This is a genomic window from Streptomyces sp. NPDC048424 (assembly GCF_040651555.1).
Classification (GTDB): Bacteria; Actinomycetota; Actinomycetes; order Streptomycetales; family Streptomycetaceae; genus Streptomyces.
On record NZ_JBEZKE010000011.1, the window covers coordinates 38,714 to 57,630 of the forward strand.

General features: G+C 74.2%; 19 protein-coding genes. 9 read left to right on the forward strand and 10 right to left on the reverse strand.

Translation table 11 applies throughout. The annotated features are described in order from the left end of the window. Positions 1-201 precede the first annotated feature (201 nt). From AB0D29_RS17840 to AB0D29_RS17855, 4 genes are all read left to right on the forward strand, one after another. Positions 202-711, forward strand: coding sequence for a DUF6643 family protein (locus tag AB0D29_RS17840; RefSeq protein ID WP_362855195.1), 510 nt, complete (start codon positions 202-204; stop codon positions 709-711). 52 nt (positions 712-763) lie between these two features. Further along, positions 764-1,591 carry an MOSC N-terminal beta barrel domain-containing protein gene (locus AB0D29_RS17845; RefSeq protein ID WP_362855197.1) on the forward strand — a complete coding sequence of 276 codons (828 nt, stop codon included), beginning with the start codon at positions 764-766 and terminating at the stop codon, positions 1,589-1,591. Between the two features lie 171 nt (positions 1,592-1,762). Continuing rightward, positions 1,763-2,377: a hypothetical protein gene (locus tag AB0D29_RS17850; protein WP_362855198.1), complete on the forward strand. Its 615-nt coding sequence runs from the start codon at positions 1,763-1,765 to the stop codon at positions 2,375-2,377. A 120-nt stretch (positions 2,378-2,497) separates the two neighbouring features. Beyond that, positions 2,498-4,963, forward strand: coding sequence for a right-handed parallel beta-helix repeat-containing protein (locus AB0D29_RS17855; protein WP_362855200.1), 2,466 nt, complete (start codon positions 2,498-2,500; stop codon positions 4,961-4,963). On the opposite strand, the gene AB0D29_RS17860 is transcribed toward AB0D29_RS17855, so the two are convergent. Then, complete coding sequence (locus AB0D29_RS17860; RefSeq protein WP_362855201.1) at positions 4,905-7,268, reverse strand: hypothetical protein; 2,364 nt, start codon at positions 7,266-7,268, stop codon at positions 4,905-4,907. The two genes, AB0D29_RS17855 and AB0D29_RS17860, sit on opposite strands and share 59 nt — an antisense overlap. A gap of 267 nt (positions 7,269-7,535) precedes the next feature. Here AB0D29_RS17860 and AB0D29_RS17865 point away from each other — a divergent pair, with 267 nt between their 5' ends. Next, on the forward strand, positions 7,536-8,024 hold the full coding sequence (locus tag AB0D29_RS17865; RefSeq protein ID WP_362855203.1) for an SRPBCC family protein: 489 nt from the start codon (positions 7,536-7,538) through the stop codon (positions 8,022-8,024). Here AB0D29_RS17865 and AB0D29_RS17870 read toward each other — a convergent pair. After that, positions 7,996-8,748, reverse strand: coding sequence for a hypothetical protein (locus AB0D29_RS17870; RefSeq protein ID WP_362855204.1), 753 nt, complete (start codon positions 8,746-8,748; stop codon positions 7,996-7,998). The two genes, AB0D29_RS17865 and AB0D29_RS17870, sit on opposite strands and share 29 nt — an antisense overlap. Before the next feature lie 93 nt (positions 8,749-8,841). Beyond that, positions 8,842-9,987, reverse strand: coding sequence for a PLP-dependent cysteine synthase family protein (locus tag AB0D29_RS17875; protein ID WP_362855206.1), 1,146 nt, complete (start codon positions 9,985-9,987; stop codon positions 8,842-8,844). Positions 9,988-10,186: 199 nt separating this feature from the next. Here AB0D29_RS17875 and AB0D29_RS17880 point away from each other — a divergent pair, with 199 nt between their 5' ends. Beyond that, positions 10,187-10,750 (forward strand): ATP-binding protein, encoded by a 564-nt coding sequence (locus AB0D29_RS17880; RefSeq protein ID WP_362855208.1) that lies wholly within the window; start codon positions 10,187-10,189, stop codon positions 10,748-10,750. A gap of 251 nt (positions 10,751-11,001) precedes the next feature. Here the strand turns inward: AB0D29_RS17880 and AB0D29_RS17885 are convergent, their stop codons facing one another. Further along, positions 11,002-12,225, reverse strand: a complete 1,224-nt coding sequence (locus AB0D29_RS17885) for an ROK family protein (protein WP_362855209.1) — start codon at positions 12,223-12,225, stop codon at positions 11,002-11,004. Between the two features lie 79 nt (positions 12,226-12,304). Beyond that, positions 12,305-12,985, reverse strand: a complete 681-nt coding sequence (locus AB0D29_RS17890) for an alpha-ketoglutarate-dependent dioxygenase AlkB (protein WP_362855211.1) — start codon at positions 12,983-12,985, stop codon at positions 12,305-12,307. A gap of 39 nt (positions 12,986-13,024) precedes the next feature. Between AB0D29_RS17890 and AB0D29_RS17895 the strand changes: the two genes are divergently transcribed. Both AB0D29_RS17895 and AB0D29_RS17900 read left to right on the forward strand, forming a co-directional pair. After that, positions 13,025-13,768 (forward strand): maleylpyruvate isomerase family mycothiol-dependent enzyme, encoded by a 744-nt coding sequence (locus tag AB0D29_RS17895; RefSeq protein ID WP_362855213.1) that lies wholly within the window; start codon positions 13,025-13,027, stop codon positions 13,766-13,768. Positions 13,769-13,842: 74 nt separating this feature from the next. Next, a complete protein-coding gene (locus AB0D29_RS17900) occupies positions 13,843-14,094 on the forward strand; it encodes a DUF6332 family protein (RefSeq protein WP_362855214.1) in 252 nt (83 codons plus the stop codon). A gap of 28 nt (positions 14,095-14,122) precedes the next feature. Here AB0D29_RS17900 and AB0D29_RS17905 read toward each other — a convergent pair whose 3' ends face one another. From AB0D29_RS17905 to AB0D29_RS17915, 3 genes are all read right to left on the reverse strand, one after another. Then, positions 14,123-14,404 carry a hypothetical protein gene (locus AB0D29_RS17905; protein WP_362855216.1) on the reverse strand — a complete coding sequence of 94 codons (282 nt, stop codon included), beginning with the start codon at positions 14,402-14,404 and terminating at the stop codon, positions 14,123-14,125. Positions 14,405-14,557: 153 nt separating this feature from the next. Next, complete coding sequence (locus AB0D29_RS17910; RefSeq protein ID WP_362855217.1) at positions 14,558-15,508, reverse strand: spherulation-specific family 4 protein; 951 nt, start codon at positions 15,506-15,508, stop codon at positions 14,558-14,560. A 199-nt stretch (positions 15,509-15,707) separates the two neighbouring features. After that, positions 15,708-16,406, reverse strand: a complete 699-nt coding sequence (locus AB0D29_RS17915; RefSeq protein WP_362855219.1) for a TetR/AcrR family transcriptional regulator — start codon at positions 16,404-16,406, stop codon at positions 15,708-15,710. Between the two features lie 158 nt (positions 16,407-16,564). Here AB0D29_RS17915 and AB0D29_RS17920 point away from each other — a divergent pair, with 158 nt between their 5' ends. Continuing rightward, positions 16,565-17,023 (forward strand): nitroreductase/quinone reductase family protein, encoded by a 459-nt coding sequence (locus AB0D29_RS17920; protein WP_362855221.1) that lies wholly within the window; start codon positions 16,565-16,567, stop codon positions 17,021-17,023. A 66-nt stretch (positions 17,024-17,089) separates the two neighbouring features. Here the strand turns inward: AB0D29_RS17920 and AB0D29_RS17925 are convergent, their stop codons facing one another. Continuing rightward, positions 17,090-17,539 (reverse strand): hypothetical protein, encoded by a 450-nt coding sequence (locus AB0D29_RS17925; protein WP_362855222.1) that lies wholly within the window; start codon positions 17,537-17,539, stop codon positions 17,090-17,092. Positions 17,540-17,542: 3 nt separating this feature from the next. Then, positions 17,543-18,793 (reverse strand): geranylgeranyl reductase family protein, encoded by a 1,251-nt coding sequence (locus AB0D29_RS17930; RefSeq protein ID WP_362855465.1) that lies wholly within the window; start codon positions 18,791-18,793, stop codon positions 17,543-17,545. Positions 18,794-18,917 lie beyond the last annotated feature (124 nt).

Consider the following 18,917-nt stretch of genomic DNA (forward strand, 5'->3'; position numbering starts at 1 on the left):
TTGTGACACTGCGTCAGCAAAAAGTCGGTGCAACACCCAACCAGTGAGTACGAGTAGGAACAAGGTGGGGTGGAAGTGGCGAATCGTGCACGTGAACGTCAAGTGAAAGGTGAGGCCCTGACCTGCGAAGATGCAGGTCAGCGCGGTGTTGACGGCACCTCGCTATGGACCCGGTGAAGTCGTGGGCTTAACTTAGGTCCCATGACCTCCCCCCGCTCCACTTATGGCGGCGGTTACTACTCCGCGCCCTCCTTCCCGGACACCCCCATCTACGACTCCCTCGTCGCCGAACGCGGCACTCCGCAGATCGCCCCGATCCGCGTTCCGGCTGCCTACGAGTCCCCGAGTGCCGGCTATTCGAGCGGTGGGTACCTGCCGGCCCTGGCGTCGGCGCTGCCCGCGCTGCCGCCCGCGCCGTCCCAGCAACAGAACGCCCCCGCGTACGGGTACCCGTACCAGCAGCAGGCCGCTCCGCAGCCGATGCCGCTGCAGCACGCGCCCGCCCCGTACATCCCGCAGCAGCAGCCGGTTCCGGCGCGTACCGGGTACGTGCCGCAGCCCCAGCCGCAGCAGCCCCGCCCGGCCGCCATGGCCACCGGGTACGAGGCCATGCGCCCGGCCGCGCCGCGGCCGATGCAGGTGCCCGCGCCGGTGCCCGCGGCCTCGTACGAGGACCCGTACGGCCGTCAGTACCAGGGGCGTGGTTACTGACCGGGCCACCGCGAGGCGCCGGGGCAGCGGAGGGGGCTGGCAGTATTCCCCCATGTCGAACTTGCACGTCCAGGCGCTCCACATCCATCCCGTCAAGTCGGTAGCGGGGACCGCTCCCGACGAGGTGGCCGTGGAGCCCTGGGGTCTGTCCGGGGACCGGCGCTGGGCGCTGGTCGACACCGAGGGCACCGTCATCACCCAACGCCGCCATCCGCAGCTGGCCTTGGCGGCGGCCCGCCCGGTGCCCGGCGTCGGCCGGATCGCGGTGACCGCGCCGGGCATGGCGGAGCTGGTCGTGGAGGTGCCCGAGCCGGGTCCGCTGGAGCCGGTCGTCCTGTTCGGGAAGAAGGTCGAGACCGTGGTCGCGGCGAGCACCGCGGCCGACTGGTTCAGCGCGTACCTCGAAGAGCCGGTGCGTCTGGTGCATCTGGACGACCCGGCCGTACGCCGTCCCGTGGATCCGGACTACGCACTGCCCGGCGAAACGGTGAGCCTCGCCGACGGCTATCCGCTGCTGCTCACCACCGTCGCCTCGCTGAACGCTCTCAACTCGCTGATCGCGCAGGGGGACCATCCCGAGGAGGGTCCCCTGCCGATGAACCGTTTCCGCCCCAATGTGGTGGTATCGGGGGCCGAGGCGTGGGCGGAGGACGGCTGGCGGCGCATCGCGATCGGCGACGCCGTCTTCCGCGGGGCCCGGGAATGCGGCCGGTGCGTCGTCACGACCACCGACCAGGGGACGGCGCGGCGGGGCAAGGAACCCCTGAAGACCCTGGGGAAGCACCGGCGGATCGGCAAGTCGCTGGCGTTCGGGCGGCTCCTGGTGCCGGTGCGGCTGGGCACGGTGCGCGTCGGCGACGAGGTCCGCGTCCTCGAATGACACACATGATGCGAAGAGGGTGAAGGACGTGCCGGCACTGACCAGCCGGCTCGGAATGACACCTTCGGGGGGCTCCGCGTCCGCGCTGGAACCAACAGGCACGACCACGCCGTTGGATCAGTCAGGACACATGGGCAGAGGGAGACTGGCACAAGTTGGGGGAGCCGGACCGTGCGGACAGTAATGGGTGTGTGGCGTTGGCGGCGCAATCCGCTGCGCCGGCCGACCGATCTCTTCGAGGCATGGGTGGCGTTCGCCGCGCTGGTGTGCGTGTTGATGGTGGCTCCGGCCATCGGATGGGTGGCGGGCGTCCGGGTGGACGGCACGCTGCAGCAGGCGGCGCAGGAGCAGCGGCAGGAGCGTCATCTCGTGCCGGCGGTGGTGGTCCGGTCCGCGCCGGTGTCGGCGGAGGAGGTGTCCGCCGCCGACGCGTCGGCGCAGCGGACCGCCCCGCGCCGTACGCAGATCGTGGCCTCGTGGACCGCGCCGGACGGCAGCAGCCACGAGGGGACCGTGCCGGCCGCGGAGGAACCGCCGCGCGCCGGCGACCGGTTCCGGATATGGACCGATGCGCACGGCCGGCTGGTCGGGCAGCCGCTCGACCCGTCCGCGGCCGCCTTCCACGCGGGGATGGCCGGCCTGGCCGCCGCGATCGGGGTGGCCGCGCTCGGCGAGACGGTCCGGCGCCTGGTCGTACGGCGGCTCGTGCATCGGCGGTACATACGTCTGGACCGGGCCTGGGCGGCCGCCGGGCCGGACTGGGGTCGAGCGGGCGCGGGCAGTTGACCTGGCACCTCTTCGGCTCCGCGCGCGCTACGGTGACTCCAGTGGTTCCGGTGGCTTCAGAGTTCAGTGGCTCCGGCCGCATCGGCAGCACGAGTACGAGGGTGGGGGCACGACAGCACCATGGTTCAGGGCACGGTCCAGGTGACGCACGGCGGGTCTTCGCGGTGGCGGCGCCGCTCCGGTGAGTATCCGACGCTGACCGCCGCGCTCGCCGCCGCGGGCGACGGGGACGTGCTGACCGTCGCCCCCGGCACCTACCGGGAGAACCTGGTCCTGCACCACGCCGTCACCCTGCGCGGACCCGAGGGCGGGCTGGGGTCGGTGCGGATCGCCCCGCTCGACGGGGTCGCGCTGACCGTGCGCGCCTCGGCCGTGGTCCAGGACCTGTACCTGGAGGGCCAGGACCGGGCGGCGCCCGCGCTGCTGGTGGAGGACGGCTGCCCCGAGCTCACGGATCTGCGGGTCAGCACCCACTCGGCGGCCGGCATCGAGGTGCGCGGCCCCGGGGCCCGGCCCGTGGTGCGGCGGTGCACGGTGGAGAACCCGGCCGGCGTCGGGATCGCCGTACTGGACGGCGGCGGCGGGGTGTTCGAGGAGTGCGAGGTCGTCGCCGCCGGGCAGACCGGCGTCTCGGTGCGCGGCGGGGGCCGGCCCCGGCTGGAGCGCTGCCGCATCCACCACGCCACGGGCGCCGGCATCGGTGTCACGGGCGAGGGTTCGGGCCTGGAGGCACTGGGCTGCGAGGTGTACGAGGTCAAGGGCGCCGGGGTGCAGATCGCCGCCCGTGCCACGGCCCGGCTCACCGACTGCGCGGTGCACCGCACCTCGGCCGACGGGGTCACCCTGGACACCGACGCGGTCCTCACCCTGGCCGGCTGCGACATCCACGACATCCCGGAGAACGCCGTCGACCTGCGGTCCCGTTCGGTGCTCACCCTCAGCCGCACCACGGTCCGCCGCTTCGGCCGCAACGGTCTGTCCGTGTGGGACCCGGGCACCCGGGTGGACGCCGAGTCCTGCGAGATCCACGACAGCACGGGCGACTATCCGGCGGTGTGGATCAGCGACGGCGCCACCGTCGCCCTCGATTCCTGCCGGGTGCACGACGTGCCGGACGCGCTGTTCGTGCTGGACCGGGGCTCGCGCGTCGACGTGGTCGACAGCGACCTGTCCCAGGTCCGCAACACCGCCGTCTCGGTGAGCGACGGGGCCACCGCGCAGCTCGACGACTGCCGGATCCGCGAGGCGGCCACCGGGGCCTGGTTCCGCGACCACGGCAGCGGCGGCACCCTCGCCAACTGCACCATCGACGCCGTTCAGACGGGCGTGATCGTCACCAAGGGCGCCGACCCGACGCTGGAGCGGTGCACGGTCACCTCCCCGGCCGAGGCCGGGTACTACGTGTCGGCGGGCGGGCGCGGCACCTTCACGGCCTGCCGGGTGACGGGCAGTTCCGGTTTCGGCTTCCACGTCATCGACGGCTGCCGCACCACGCTGTCCCGCTGCCACACCGAGCGCTGTGCCCGCGGGGGCTACGAGTTCGCGGAGGACGGCCCGCTCGCCGAAGAGTGCACGAGCGACGAGTCGGGCCCGCGGCTGGCCGCCCAGTCGGCCTCGGGCGGCGGTTTCGCGGGGGCGCAGGCGGGGATCCGTACGGTCACGGCGGCGCAGAGCGCCGTCCCGCAGCCGGCCCGGGCGTCCGCGACCGTACCGCGGCCCGCGTCGGAGCGGCCGCAGGACGGCGCGGCGGCGGCCGCGCGGGGTTCCGGCGAAGTGCTGGGCCAGCTCGACGCGCTGGTGGGCCTGGACAGCGTCAAGCGCGAGGTGCGGGCGCTCACCGACATGATCGAGGTGGGCCGGCGGCGGCAGCAGGCGGGCCTCAAGGCCGCCTCGGTGCGCCGGCACCTCGTCTTCACCGGCTCCCCCGGCACGGGCAAGACCACGGTCGCCCGGCTGTACGGGGAGATCCTCGCCTCCCTCGGGGTGCTGGAGCGCGGTCACCTGGTCGAGGTGTCCCGCGTGGACCTGGTCGGCGAGCACATCGGCTCCACGGCGATCCGTACGCAGGAGGCCTTCGAGCGGGCGCGCGGCGGGGTGCTGTTCATCGACGAGGCGTACGCGCTGGCCCCGGAGGACTCGGGCCGGGACTTCGGGCGCGAGGCGATCGACACGCTGGTGAAGCTGATGGAGGACCACCGGGACGCGGTGGTGGTGATCGTCGCCGGGTACACGGCGGAGATGGACCGCTTCCTGACCGTCAACCCCGGTGTGGCCTCGCGGTTCTCCCGGACCATCACCTTCGGCGACTACGGGCCCGGGGAACTGCTGCGGATCGTCGAGCAGCAGGCGGAGGAGCACGAGTACCGGCTCGGGGAGGGCACCTCCGAGGCCCTGCTGACGTACTTCACGGAGCTGCCGAAGGGTCCGGCCTTCGGCAACGGCCGCACCGCGCGCCAGACGTTCGAGTCGATGGTGGAGCGGCACGCGGGCCGGGTGGCCCAGCTGTCCGAGCCCAGTACGGACGAGCTCACCCTGCTGTTCCCGGCGGATCTCCCGACCCTGCCGGCCCTGCCCGCTCCTTGCTGACGCGGGACCGCTGAGCGGGGAGGTCGCCCCGCGCGGCCGCGTCCAACCGGGCGAGCAGGGCGTCGCGTTCGGCGGCGAAGGCCGGATCGGCCTGGTAGTCGGAGTGGCCCAGGATCGGCGCGGGCAGCGGGTGGCGGACGCTGCGTCCGTAGGCGATCGGGTCGGCGAGCGGGCCTCGGTCCACGTCCTGCCCCGCACCGGGAAGCGCCGGGCCGCCGATGGGGTCGGTGGCCCGCCACAGGTTGCGCCAGCAGTCGACCTCGCCGTGCAGGGCGGCGAGCGGGCCGGGGCCGAAGTAGGCGGGGAACCAGCGGCCGTAGAGCCGGCCGAGCGGGGATCCGTACGTGAGCAGGGCGACCCTGCGGCGGGCGGGCGGCGGGAGTTGCCAGACGGCCGCCGCGGCGAGCACGCTGCCCTGGGAGTGGCCGGAGATCACCAGGCGGCCGCCGGTGCGGCCGGTCCAGCCGGCCATCCGCCAGGTCAGGTCGGGGACGGCGCGCTCGGCGTAGCAGGGCGGTGCGAAGGGGTGGGCGGCGCGCGGCCAGAAGGTGCCGACGTCCCACAGGATGCCGATGGTCCGGCGGGCGGAGGCGTCCCGGTAGGCGCGGCGGCCCCAGGTGACGAAGACGGCGATGCCGAGGCCGATGAGCCAGGACCCGGCGTCCTGGGCGGCGCGGGCGGCGCCTTCCAGCAGCGGCTGGGTCCCCCGGGCCGCCTCGCCCGGGACCTTCCCGGTGAGCCAGGCCCCGGCGAGCGCGCCCGCGCCGAGCACCAGGGTGATCCCGGAGACGGCCGCCACGAACCAGGGAGCGGAGTCGGTGAGCGCGGCCGCGGTCCGCGCCCCGGCGATGCGGCGGCTGCGGGCCCCGTCCGGCGCCTCCCCCGGGTATTCGGCGGCCACGGCCGTGGCGAGGCGGCCCCGGGCACGGGCTCCGCGCACGGCGAACCAGACGGCGAGCAGGGCCAGTACGAGGAGCATCGGCGGTAATACGGCGGCCTGCCACGACAGCAGCACGGGCGGCCCGGCCAGCGGGGTGCCGGCCATCCCGGGCGTGGCCCCGCCGTCCAGCCAGTCGGCGACCCGCTGGGCGACACCGCCGGACATCACCCCGCCGAGCGCGCAGCCCAGCATGGCGACGGCGGGCCCGCCCAGACCGTGCAGGGCGGCCGCCGGATCGGGGGCCCGCCGGTGCAGGGACCGGGCGACGGCGGCGAGGGCGAGCACGCAGCAGCCCTGCCCCAGCATGAGCACCCCGAAGGCGAAGTCCCCGGGGAGCCGCCCGGTGGAGGCCCAGCCGGAGCGCGACCAGCAGGCGTGGAGGACGACGACGGCGAGCAGGGCGAGGGCCGCGCCGGGCAGCAGCGTGACGGCGGCCCGGTCGAGCCGGTGGTCCGCCCGGACCTCGGAGCGGCCGCGCCGGCAGACGACCCAGGCCACGGTGACGGCCCCGGCGGCGAGCAGGGTCAGGATGACCCAGCCGAGCGCTTCGAGTACGGGGGCGGCGGCCCGCCGGTCGTAGCGGGCGGTGGGGACGGCGACGGCCACCGCCACGGTGAGCAGCCCGGCGGCGGTGTGCGCGGCGCGCAGCCGGGCCACGATCCGGCGGCCGTACCAGAAACCCGGGCGGCCGAGCGCGGGCGCCGTCTCGGAGGCGGCGTCCGGGTCGGCGGAGCCGGCGGGCGGCGGCTGGGACTCGTAGGCGCTCCAGGTGCGGTTCGACAGGAACCAGAGCAGCCCGGTCAGCGCGGCGGGGACCAGCGCCCCGAGGGCGAGGCGGCGCCCGGGCTGGGCCCACCAGCCGCCTCCGGGCGCGAGGAAGCCGAGCCAGGAACGGGAGCCGGCGCAGGTGCCGGAGCCCGCGCACTGCCAGGCGAAGAGGTCGAGCGCGACCTCACAGGCGGCGGCGATCAGCAGCACGGTCAGGCTGAGCGCGAGGATCCGTACGAGCACCCCGTACGCGCGCACGGCGCGCGGGGCGGGGTCGGCGGCGGGCGTGGCCGGCCGGGCCCAGTGGGCGAGGTTGGCCACCATGAAGGGCAGGAGCAGCAGCCACAGGGCGCGGGCGCCGTTGCCGGAGGTGAGCCGGGACCAGCAGTAGGCCTCGGGGACGGGCCGCCCGGCGTACCGCTCGGGGTGCGCCTCGGCGTCGGCGTCCTCGGTGCGGCGGAAGACGGCGGCGGTGGAGTCGCCGGTGACGCGGACGGTGCGCGGGTCGCCGAGCAGCTCGCCGGGGGCGGCGCCGGCGACTCCGTGGACGAGGAGTTCGAGGGCGAGGGGAGGGTCTGGGGTGGGACGGTCGGGCACAGAGGCCTCCGCTCGCGGGGCGGGATCGGCGCGGGTCCAGCATCCCGCGCGCCGCCTCCCGTGCCCAGGCCCCGCGCGGGGGAATCCCCCACGTGGGGCGAATTCACCGAGACCGGAAGCGGGCCGGGAAGCCGGCCGGGAACGGGGCCGGGAAACAGGCCGGGAACGGGGCCGGGAATCCGTGCGAGATCGCAGCGGACTTCTCGGGGCCGCCCGGCTATGGTGACGCCCACGCAGATCCCGAACCTCGTCCCAGGGGGTACCGCCATGGCTCGCCGACTCCGTCCGGTGGGGCTGGACTTCATCGACGACGCACCGATCCGGCTGGTCTTCGCCACCGAGGCGGCGGCGCCGCCCGAGGCCGTGTACCAGGCGCTCGCCGAGGACGTGGCGGGCTGGCCGAGCTGGTTCAAGGCGGTGACCCTGGCCCGGCCCACGCACGGCGGCGCGGGCCGCGAGGTCAGGCTGACGGGCGGGGTGCGCTTCGAGGAGACGATCATGGCCGCGGATCCCGAGCAGCGCTACGCCTACCGGGTCGACACGACCAACGCCCCCGGGGTACGGGCCCTGTTGGAGGAGTGGCGCCTGACACCGGCCGGCTCGGGCACGCACGTCCGCTGGACCTTCGCCGCGGACGGCTCGGCCCCGTTCCGTCTGGGCCTGACCGCCGCCCGCCCGGGCCTGGGCCACTCCTTCCGCACGGCGGTCCGCACACTGGACGGGCGGCTCACCGCCCGACGCGCGGCGGATCAGTAGCCGGGGCCGCCACCGTGCCGGTCGTACGGTGCACTTCGGCCAGTTCTCCGTAGCCGCCCGCACCCCAGACGGCCCTGCGGAACTCCTGCAGGGTCATCGCCCGCCCCGCGCCGAGGTGGACCACCGCGCGCAGCACCAGCCGCGGGACCAGACCTCCTCGGCGGCGTCCCGGCCGGCCGCGATCCGGGTCCGGAACGCCCGTTGGGTCCGCACGGCCGAGGTGATCAGCAGGACCGCCCCCCAGCAGGGCGAACGCCGAGATCCAGGCCGGGAACAGGGGCTCGGCCCCGGGCTCGGGCGCGGTCGCCCGTGTGGCACCGCCCCAGAGCGTCGTCGACCCGTGGTCCACTTCGGCCGCGGGCGCGTCGGCGAACCACTGCCCGCCCGCCGCGCCGCCGGTGAACGTACCCATCGGCACCAGGACCAGCAGCACGGCCGGCGCCGTCCGCCCCGCGGTCACCGGCGGCGGCGGGGCGACGGCCGGCGCCTCGGCCAGCCTCGGGACGACCTCGAGGGTGCCGACGCCGCGGTCGCCGCCGGCTTCCTCCCGGTACCTGCTGTGCCCGCTCACGCAGATGGCGGGGACGGCCCGCACCTCGTCCGAGCGGCGGCAGCTCGGACGCTCCAGCCGTTCCGGTCTGTTGTACTCGATGCCCGCCGTGGCTCCCCCGGTGCTCCGCCCGCTCGAAGGTCCGCACAGCGTAACCAGCCGACTCGGCTGCACCCGGGGCGTTTTCGTCCCCGTACCGTCACGGTCGCGCCACGGACCCGGTCCGGCAGGTCACGTCGGTCGGGCCGGCCGGGCCGGCCGGGCCGGTCAGGCCACCGGCTCGCGCCAGACCCCGGTCGTCAGCAGGGTGTCGATGGTCTTCGCGTACGGGGCGATGTCGAGCCGCTGCGCCGCCAGCCACTCGTCGGAGTAGTACTTGTCCAGGTAGCGGTCGCCCGGGTCGCACAGCAGGGTGACGACGCTGCCGGTACGGCCCTCCGCCACCATCTCCGAGATGATCTTCAGGGCGCTCCACACGCCGGTGCCGGTCGAGCCGCCCGCCTTGCGCCCTATGGCCGTCTCCAGCGCGCGGCAGGCGGCGATGCTCGCCGCGTCCGGGACCTTCATCATGCGGTCGATGGCGCCGGGCACGAAGCTCGGTTCCATCCGCGGCCGGCCGATGCCCTCGATGCGCGAGCCGCAATCGCTGCTCGCGTTCGGGTCGTTGTTGGTCCAGCCGTCGAAGAAGCAGGAGTTCTCCGGGTCCGGGACGCAGATGCGGGTGTCGTGCTGCATGTAGTGCACGTAGCGGGCGATGGTCGCCGAGGTACCGCCGGTGCCGGCGGTCGCCACGATCCAGGCGGGCTCGGGGAAACGTTCCAGCTTGAGCTGCTGGTACATCGATTCGGCGATGTTGTTGTTGCCGCGCCAGTCGGTGGCCCGCTCGGCGTACGTGAACTGGTCCATGTAGTGCCCGCCCGTACGGGCGGCGAGCCGGGCCGACTCCTCGTACATCTTCATCGAGTCGTCGACGAAGTGGCATGCGCCGCCGTGGAATTCGATGAGGCGGCACTTCTCCGGGCTGGTCGTGCGCGGCATGACGGCGATGAACGGGACGCCGATCAGCTTGGCGAAGTACGCCTCGGACACGGCGGTCGAGCCGGACGAGGCCTCGATCACCGGGCGGCCGGGGCGGATCCAGCCGTTGCAGAGCGCGTACAGGAACAGCGAGCGTGCGAGGCGGTGCTTGAGGGAGCCCGTCGGGTGCGTGGACTCGTCCTTGAGGTAGAGGTCGATGCCCCACTCCTCGGGGAGCGGGAAGCGCAGGAGGTGGGTGTCCGCGGAGCGGTTCGCGTCGGCCTGGACCTTGCGGACGGCCTCCTTCAGCCAGGCGCGGTACTCCGCGTCGCTGCGGTCGACGTCGATGGTGGTGGCCGTCGTACCGGTGCTGCTGGTGGTGCCGGTGGTGCTCATGCGCCGCGCTCCTTCATGGGTGTAATTCGCCCCCTCCTTTCGCAATGTACCTCGCTCACCTGCACAAACGTTCGCTTTGGGGTTCCATGCACATTGCTTTCGATGGCGTTCGGTTGCACTGCGCGGCACCGTGAGTGACCCTGGTGGAGCATTACCGAGGGTGCAGCACCCGTAACACTCATGTCGGGGAGTCGCAGCCGTGATCAGTCATTCCCGCAGGCACTGCGTCGTCGAACTGCAGGCCTTGCCGTCGCGGATCGGCCAAATCCGCAGAATCGTTTCTGCCCAGCTGCGCCACTGGCAGCTCGATCCGCTCATAGACCGGGCTGCGCTCGGCGTGACGGAACTGCTCACGAACGTCCATCGCCACGCGCAGCCGGACAAGACCTGCGTCGTCGAGATCGAACTCCGCCTCGGGCGCCTCACCGTCTCGGTGATCGACAGCGATCCGCGGCTCCCGGTGCTCCACGAGACGCAGGCCGGCGCGCTGGAGACCTGCGGACGCGGCCTCGCCCTCGTGGCGGCGCTCAGCGAGTCCTGGGGCGCGCGGCACCAGCCCGACGGGCCGGGCAAGGTGGTGTGGTTCTCGCTCACGGCCGCCCCCGCCCCGGCGGCGCCCCCGCAGCCGGTACGCATCGAGACCAGGCCCGTACGGGAACCCGCGCGCACGGTGGTCGTCTCCGTCGACCCCGGAATCCTCGACCCGAACGCCGTCGGGACGGGCGTGCCGGTGGCATCACCGGTGGGCGCCGGGCCGGGGTGACCCGACCCCGACGCCCCGCCCCGCCCCACACCCGGCTTGGACCGGCAGGACACGCCGGCCTAGGTCGTCTCTTTCGGATCTTGCCGGTTAAGCCCGTGTCGTCTGGTGCCGTGCATCGCAAGGCGGAGGGGCGCCCGAGTACTGGACGTACTTGGGCGCCCCGACAACGCAGCGAGGTGCGGTGCCAGGCGGCGCGGGTCTGGGGGCACCTCCCAGCGGTAGCTGGGGGAGCAAGATCCGAAAGAGACGGCCTAGGCCAGGGCCCCCAACGGGTCGTCGAGCACCGGCTGCCAGGCCAGCTCCGCCGCGCCGACCAGGCTGTTGTGGTCCAGGGTGCACGGCAGGATCGGCACGCCGCCGCTGCGCCCCCACAGGCTGCGGTCGGCGACCACCGCGCGCAGCCGTTCCGGGTCCGCGTGCAGCAGTTCCCGGTGCAGGCCGCCCAGGATGATCCGGTCCGGGTTCAGGATGTTCACCAGCCCGGCGAGGCCGAGCCCGAGCCGGTCGATCAGTTCCTCGGTGGCGGCCCGTACCGCCGGCTCCGCGGGTTCCTCGCGCAGCAGGTCGCGGGCCTGCTGGAGCAGGGACACCTCGGGGCCGGGGCTGCGGCCCGCCGCGGTGAGGAAGGCCAGCGGGTCCGCCTCGACGTCCAGGCAGCCGCGGCCGCCGCAGTGGCAGGCCCGCCCCTCGGGGTTCACGGTGAGGTGACCGACCTCCAGGGCCAGGCCCGAACTGCCGCTGTGCAGGCGGCCGTCCAGCACCAGCGCCCCGCCGACGCCCCGGTGCCCGGTGGCCACGCACAGCAGGTGCTGCGCGCTGCGGCCCGCGCCGTGCCGGTGCTCGGCCAGGGCCGCGAGGTTGACGTCGTTCCCGGTCAGGGCCGGGCCGTCGATGCCGGCCGCCTTCACGCACTCCGCGAAGATGGCCCGTACGGGAGAACCGGCCGGCCAGGCCAGGTGCAGCGGGTTCAGCGCGGTGCCCTCCGGCTCCGCGACGGCCGAGGGGACCGCGAGCCCCGCGCCGACGCAGCGGCGGCCGCTGTCCGCGAGCAGTTCGGCGCCGGCCTCCACGACCGCGCCCAGCACCTGGGCCGGGTCGGCGGAGACGGTGACCTTGCCGGGGGCGGTGGCCACGATGCGGCCGCCGAGGCCGACCAGGGCCGCCCGGAAGCCGTCCGAGTGCACCTGGGCCGCGAGCGCCACCGGGCCGTCCTCGGCCACGGAGAGGCGGTGCGAGGGGCGCCCCTGGGCTCCGCCGGCCCCGCCGGGGCGGGAGTCCACGCGGATCAGCCCGAGCGCCTCCAGCTCGGCGGCGACGGCTCCGGCGGTGGCCCGGGTGACCCCGAGCTCGGCCGTCAGGACCGCGCGGGTCGGGGCGCGGCCGGTGTGCACGAGCTCCAGCGCCGGCCCGAGCGCGCCGCGACCGCGTTCCAGTCTGGTCCGCGTGGCGTTCGTGGACGCGGATGGCGTGGTCACATCCCCCACCCGCGGCGGGGCCCCGTTGCCGTTCATGCCATCGATCCTCGCATGATCGGAGGGTGCCGGACGCCGCCGCTCAGCCCAGCCCGCCGACCCGCAGTGTGATGTTCAGCCGCCCGGTCAGCCCGAGGTCCCGCGGACCCGTGCCCGGCAGGACCTTCGGCACTCCGTGGTAGGCCAGCCGGCTCTCGCCCCCGAAGACGAAGAGATCCCCGCTGTGCAGCTCCACGTCCCGGTAGGGGCGCCCGCGCGAGGCGGTGTTGCCGAAGCGGAAGACACAGGTGTCGCCGAGGCTGAGGGAGACCACCGGGGCCGCGGACTTCTCCTCGGCGTCGCGGTGCATGCCCATGCGGGAGTCGCCGTCGTAGAAGTTGACCAGCGCGATGTCGTAGGCCTCGGCCGGGCCCGCCGGGTCGGGCAGGCCCGGCAGGTCCGGCACGTCTGCGTACGCGGCGGCCACCGCCTCCCGCCCCAGCTCGGCGAGCCATTCCGGCATCGGCTTGACCGGCGTCCCGTCCCCGTCGACGACGGTGCGGGCGTACCCGTACGGATACCAGTGCAGCCCGAGGCACACCTGCCGGGCGGTCATCACCCCGCCGCCCGGGGTCCGTACGGTGCGCAGGCCGGCCGGCGGGCGGGCCCACGCACGGCAGGCCGCCAGCAACTCGCCCTGCCGCCGGGCCCCGAGCCAGTCGGGCACGTGCACGGCGCCGGGGGCGATCAGGGTCCGCTCGCGCGGGAAGAGTTCCCCATCCATGCCCCCCATTGTCGCGGGCGGGCTGATAAGACTCCCGGTATGGAGATCACCGAATTCGTGAAGACCCTCGCACGAGAGGGCGAGCTGCTCGCCGACGTGGCCGAACAGGCCGGTACCCAGGCCCCGGTCCCCACCTGTCCGGGATGGCACGTCACCGATCTGCTGCGCCACACCGGGTCGGTGCACCGCTGGGCGGCCGGGTACGTGGCGGAGCGGCGGCTGGAGCCGGTGGGCTTCCCGGACGCGCCGGAACTGGCCGACGGCGAGCTGCTGGCGTGGTTCCGGCAGGGCCACGCGGACCTGGTGCGCACCCTGACCGAGGCCCCGGCCGACGTCCAGTGCTGGACCTTCCTCCCGACGGCCCCGCCGTCGCCGCTGGCGTTCTGGGCGCGGCGGCAGGCCCACGAGACGACCGTGCACCGGATGGACGCGGAAGCCGCGCGGGGTGTGGCGTTCTCCGCGGTGGAGCCGGAGTTCGCGGAGGACGGGGTGGACGAGCTGCTGACCGGCTTCCACGCGCGGCCGCGCAGCCGGGTGCGCACCCCGGAGCCGCGGGTGGTGCGGGTCCGGGCCGCCGACACGGGCGCGGTGTGGACGGTGCACCTGTCGCCGGAGCCGGCCCGGACGGTCCTGGGTGACACGGGCGGGGCGGCCGACTGCGAGCTGACCGGGGAGGCGGCCTGGCTCTACGCGGCCCTGTGGAACCGGATTCCGCTGGCCGGTCCGGGAGTGACGGGCGATGTGGCGCTGGCCCGGCTGTGGAGCGAGACGGCGGGTATCTGAACCGGGCGGCGGGAGCGGCGCGGCACGGCGCGGGCCTCCTTGTGGCACGCAGTGCGCGCTGTGAGACTGCGCGCATGGGGCGACGTACGCAGGCGGACCGGGACGCGATCACGATCGAGATCGGCTACGCCTTGGTCAGCGCCGGCTTCGCGGCCGCCCTCGTCTTCGGCGCGGTGTACGGGCCCGCGCCGGCGTTCTCCCTCTCCCCGGCGGCCGGCCACGCCCTGGCGGTGGCCGGAGGAATCGTGGCGGGCGCGGTCTTCCTCCTCCGGATCACCCACCTCCTGTGGCGCTTCGCCCGCCGCCCGGAGAACGACGGCCGCTGAATGGCCGGGCTGCCAGGTCGGCGGGCCGCTACGCCGCCGGGCCCGCCGCGGCCCACCAGGCGATCAGCCGGTCGGCCATCGCATCGGTCCGGTGGACGACGGGATCCAGACCGAAGTGGTCCTCGAGCTCGTACCAGAGGAACTCACCGATCTCGGCCCGGGTGGTGCCGCGGTGGAGACGCTGGAACAAGGGGACGAGCATGCAGTCGTACTCGTCCTGCGACAGATCGGCGACGCCGATCGGATCCCACTCGTTGAGCAGGTACCGCAGGTTGTCGAACAGCACCGCCGACGGGGTCCAGGTAGGCATCGGGCCAGCCTGCCACCCGACGCCGAGTGCCGCCGCCGAATATCGCGGGCCCGGCTGTGGGCACTACGCTCGGGGGGGTGATCGGATAACTGTGCGCCATCGTCATCGACTGCCCCTGCCTCCTCACGGCACTGGAGTGAACGGCAGAGCGCGTCAGCCGAGGGTGGCCGCGTAGGTGGTCTGGGCGCGGTACTTCCATGTCGGGCCCGCGTTCCAGGGGTTGGGCATGACCGTGCTGGTGGCGTAGGCGTAGCCCGCGCCGCGGTCGAAGGCGGTGCGCAGGGTGGTGCGCATGGCTTCGGCGGCGGGGACGTCGTGGACCAGGTGCCAGAACGCCGTTCCGCTCGGGTCGAGTTCGGCCCCGGAGCGGTAGCCGGCGAGCGGGTCGAAGACGTTGCCGCCGAGCCAGCCGCCGCCGGTGTACGCGGCGTACGTGTCCTCGAACGTGACGAAGACGTCCGCGGTGCGGCGGCCCGGTTCCAGGTAGCAGTCGGCTATGGCGGTGCCGGGGTTGTTGACGACGAGGTCGGGGGCGGCCGGGTCGGCGGCGCTCATGGTGTCCTGCACGTACCGGCGCAGTTCCGCGTAGTGGTCGCGGGTGGCGTTGGCGGGGCCGCAGTCTCGGCTGACCACGTCGAAGAAGATGCCGTCGACGTGGAGGCGGCCGTCGGGGGTCTTGAGGTAGTTGTCGACGGAGGCCTTGACGGCGGCGATGTCGCGGTTGCCGTGGTCGGTGTGGACGTAGCCGAGCACTTTGGTCTTCTCGCCGGTGGCGGTGGTGCGTTTGCGCAGTGCGTCGGCGCGGGCCCGCCAGGGGGCGTCGAACGGGGCGTCGCCGTTGCCCGGGTTCAGCACCACCACCGAGGCGGCCGGGCCGGTGGCGGTGAGGTCGGTCAGCATGCGGTCGTTCGCCGGGACGTACGCGGGAACGCCGATCTCCAGGCCCCGTACGCCGGGCATCCGGGGCATGGGGGGCGGGGTGGTCGTCGGGGCGTCGGCCGCGACCACGGGCGCGTCGCGTGCCGACGCGGTGACGGCCGGCGCCGGCGCGGCCAGTAAGAGGGTGGCCAGGACGGCGTACAAGGCCTTTACGGCGCGAGGCATGAACGTTCCTCCGGCGGCGGCAGGGCGGGCGACCTCAGGAACACTAGACGGGCGGCCCATCGTTCAAGGCTGAACCGCCCGCATTGGTGTGAGGAACAGAAGAGCGAGTCATCCCCTCATCATGTGAATCTCCGGAAGCGGCCGTACTCCCGCCCCCCGCCCTCCCCTCTGCCCCCTCTTCCCCCCTCCTCTCCTCCCGTCACACGGCGGGCAGGCCGACCCCGTGCGCCAGCTGGTCGGCGGCGTGCGCGAAGAAGGCGGCACGGTCCTCGACGACGCGGTTGAACTGGCCGAACAGCTCGAAGGAGACGAGGCCGACCAACTGGGCCCATGCGGCGACCAGGGCGGCCGTGACCTGCGGGGGCAGGCCTTCGGCGAAGTCGGCGGTCATCCGGTCCGCCTCGGGGCGCAGGGCGGGCGGCAGCGGCGGGAGGGCGAGGCCGCGCCCCTCGTGGGCGGCACGGAGGATGGCGATGAAGGCGTTGCCGACCCGGGAGGCGGGGCCGACGGTGTCCATGGGGGCGCTGTATCCGGGCACCGGGGAGCCGTAGATGAGGGCGTACTCGTGCGGGTGCTCCAGCGCCCAGGCGCGGACCGCCTCGCAGACCGCGGTCCAGCGGGCGCGGGGCGGTGACCCGGCGGCGAGGGCGCGGGCGTCGGCCTCCTCGGCGGCGGCTCCGATGCTGTCGTACGCGTCGATGATCAGCGCGGTGAGCAGCTCGTCACGGCTGGGGAAGTAGCGGTAGAGGGCGGAGGAGACCATGCCCAGCTCGCGGGCTACGGCGCGCAGGGAGAGTTTGGCGGCGCCCTCGGCCGCGAGCATGCGGCGCGCCTCGTCCTTGATGGCGGCGGTGACCTCGATGCGGGCCCGTTCCCTGGCCCCTCGCACGGTGTTCATGCGGGTCAGTGTGCCACGCATCTGGAGCACTGCCCAGAAAGTGGGACACCGCTCCATTTCGAGAGCAGTGCTCTTGCTTTGGTGCATCGATCCGTGCACACTGGTCTCAAGGGAGAGCAGTGCTCTCTCAGCAGCGGAGAACGACCCCGGAGGTCACCATGAACGCGCCCACCCCGTACTACGTCCAGGCCGGCCCGCTCGCCACCCGCTTCAACTCCTTCTTCGGCAAGCTGGCCCGCTTCGGCATCAGCCTGGCCGGCAGCGCCGAGATGTCGGTGCGCGGGCGCACGTCCGGCAAGATGCAGCGGATCCCGGTCAACCCGCACACGTACGAGGGCGCCCAGTACCTGGTCTCGGCCCGCGGCCACTCCCAGTGGGTCCGCAACATGCGGGTGGCGGGTGGCGGCGAGCTCCGCGTGGGGCGCAAGGTGCGTACGTTCACCGCCACCGAGCTGACCGACCCGGTCCAGCAGGCCGCCGTCCTGCGCACCTACCTGGAGAAGTGGGGCTGGGAGGTCGACCGGTTCTTCCAGGGCATCTCCGCGAAGTCCTCCGACGCGGAACTCCAGGCGGCCGCCGCCGACCACCCGGTCTTCCGGATCACGGTGTCGAACTGACCCCGCGGACTCGGCCGGCGGGCCACCGTGGCCCCCGTGGCCCCCGATCGTGACCGCCGATACCGCTCAGTCGAACGGCCGGCGCAGCCGCTCGACCAGCCGTTCCCGCAGATGGTGCCGCCACAGCCAGAGCGGCAGCTCCCGGTGCGGCACGAAGGACCACAGGTCGTCGCCGGCCTCGTTGCCACGGGGGCAACGGCGCAGCAGTTCCAGGCAGCGCCGGTCCACCGTGCGGTGGAGCCGCGCGACGTGTGCCAGGGCCACCACTCCCTGCCGGCGGACCTCCGGGTCCGCCGAGTCCAGCGCCCTGGCGACCACGGGCAGCACGGCCGCGGGATCGGCGTGGTTGAGCGCCAGCGCGATCACGGCCACACCCACCCGCCCCTCGCCGCGTTCGAAGGCCGCGAGGACCTGTTCCGGCCGCTCGACCCCGTTCAGGTCCACGCCGCCCCACCAGCCCGGGCCGGGCGGCCCCGCATCCCCCTCGGAACCGCCCGCGCCCGTGCCCCGGCCCACGCCTCAGTCCTGACCCTGGCCCTGGCCCCGGCCCTTGTCCGGGCCCTTGTCCGGGCCCCGGCCGCCGTTCCCGGCCGCCGCCGCCTGCCTGGCGTCCAGCATGTGCAGCGCCTTGCGGGCCAGCGGGGACGTCCGCACCATGTCGGCCAGGGTCGCCGAACCGCGCGTGATGCGGGCGAAGGCCCGCCACGCCGGACGGAAGCCGGTGATCGCCGCGTGCAGCATCCGCGGCCGGGCCTCGAAGACGGTCAGCATCCGCTTTCCGACGCCCATCTCCACGCCCAGTCCGGCCTTCACCGCGAAGGCGTAGTTGAGGGCCTGCCGGCGCGCGTCCACCGCGTCCTGCGCCTCGGAGATCTTCACCGCCCACTCCCCCGCCAGCCGCCCCGAGCGCAACGCGAAGGAGATGCCCTCCCGGGTCCACGGCTCCAGCAGCCCGGCCGCGTCGCCCGCCACCAGGACCCGGCCGCGCGAGAGCGGCGAATCGGGCTTGCGGCAGCGGGTCAGGTGTCCGGAGGAGACGGCCGGTTCGAAGCCGGCGAGCCCGAGCCGGGCGATGAAGTCGTCCAGGTAGCGCTTGGTCGCCGCGCCCTCGCCCTTGGCCGAGATGACCCCGACGGTGAGGGTGTCGCCCTTGGGGAAGACCCAGCCGTAACTGCCGGGCAGCGGGCCCCAGTCGATCAGCACCCGCCCCTTCCAGTCCTCCGCGACCGTCTCGGGCACGGGGATCTCCGCCTCCAGGCCGAGGTCCACCTGGTCCATCTCGACGCCGACGTGCGCGCCGATCCGGCTCGCGCTGCCGTCCGCGCCGACCACCGCACGGGCCAGGACGGTCTCCCCGTCGGCGAGCACGACGGCGACGGTGCGCCGGTCGGGCACGGCGGTCCCGTGCTGTTCGACGCGGGCCACGGCAGTGCCCGTACGGACGGTGGCGCCGGCCTTCTCGGCGGCGGCGACCAGGCCGGCGTCGAACTCGGGCCGGTTGATGAGCCCGAACAGCATCTGCTTCGAGCGCCGGGTTCGGGTCAGCTTCCCGTCCATCGAAAAGGTGACCGCGTGGATGCGGTCCTTGAGGGGCAGGACGAAGCCCGGGGGCAGGGCGTCGCGCGAGGGGCCGATGATGCCGCCACCACAGGTCTTGTAGCGGGGCAGTTCGGCCTTCTCCAGCAGCAGGACGCGCCGCCCGGCCGTCGCCGCCGCGTGCGCCGCCGAAGACCCGGCCGGTCCGGCCCCGACCACGACGACGTCCCACACTTCGCCGGTCCCGCCGCTCCCCCCTGCCGCCTCGTCGGGTGCCTCGCCGGCCGCCTCGTCGACGGCCCCGTCGAGCGCCCCCTGTCCGGCCTGCCCCGCGTCCACGCCTGCGTCTGCGCCCTCG

Coding starts and splice junctions, on each gene's coding strand:
- AB0D29_RS17840 (WP_362855195.1), top strand. CDS start 202: ATGACCTCCCCCCGCTCCACTTATGGCGGCGGTTACTACTCCGCGCCC.
- AB0D29_RS17845 (WP_362855197.1), top strand. CDS start 764: ATGTCGAACTTGCACGTCCAGGCGCTCCACATCCATCCCGTCAAGTCG.
- AB0D29_RS17855 (WP_362855200.1), top strand. CDS start 2,498: ATGGTTCAGGGCACGGTCCAGGTGACGCACGGCGGGTCTTCGCGGTGG.
- AB0D29_RS17865 (WP_362855203.1), top strand. CDS start 7,536: ATGGCTCGCCGACTCCGTCCGGTGGGGCTGGACTTCATCGACGACGCA.
- AB0D29_RS17875 (WP_362855206.1), bottom strand. CDS start 9,987: ATGAGCACCACCGGCACCACCAGCAGCACCGGTACGACGGCCACCACC.
- AB0D29_RS17890 (WP_362855211.1), bottom strand. CDS start 12,985: ATGGATGGGGAACTCTTCCCGCGCGAGCGGACCCTGATCGCCCCCGGC.
- AB0D29_RS17895 (WP_362855213.1), top strand. CDS start 13,025: ATGGAGATCACCGAATTCGTGAAGACCCTCGCACGAGAGGGCGAGCTG.
- AB0D29_RS17900 (WP_362855214.1), top strand. CDS start 13,843: ATGGGGCGACGTACGCAGGCGGACCGGGACGCGATCACGATCGAGATC.
- AB0D29_RS17905 (WP_362855216.1), bottom strand. CDS start 14,404: ATGCCTACCTGGACCCCGTCGGCGGTGCTGTTCGACAACCTGCGGTAC.
- AB0D29_RS17910 (WP_362855217.1), bottom strand. CDS start 15,508: ATGCCTCGCGCCGTAAAGGCCTTGTACGCCGTCCTGGCCACCCTCTTA.
- AB0D29_RS17915 (WP_362855219.1), bottom strand. CDS start 16,406: ATGAACACCGTGCGAGGGGCCAGGGAACGGGCCCGCATCGAGGTCACC.
- AB0D29_RS17920 (WP_362855221.1), top strand. CDS start 16,565: ATGAACGCGCCCACCCCGTACTACGTCCAGGCCGGCCCGCTCGCCACC.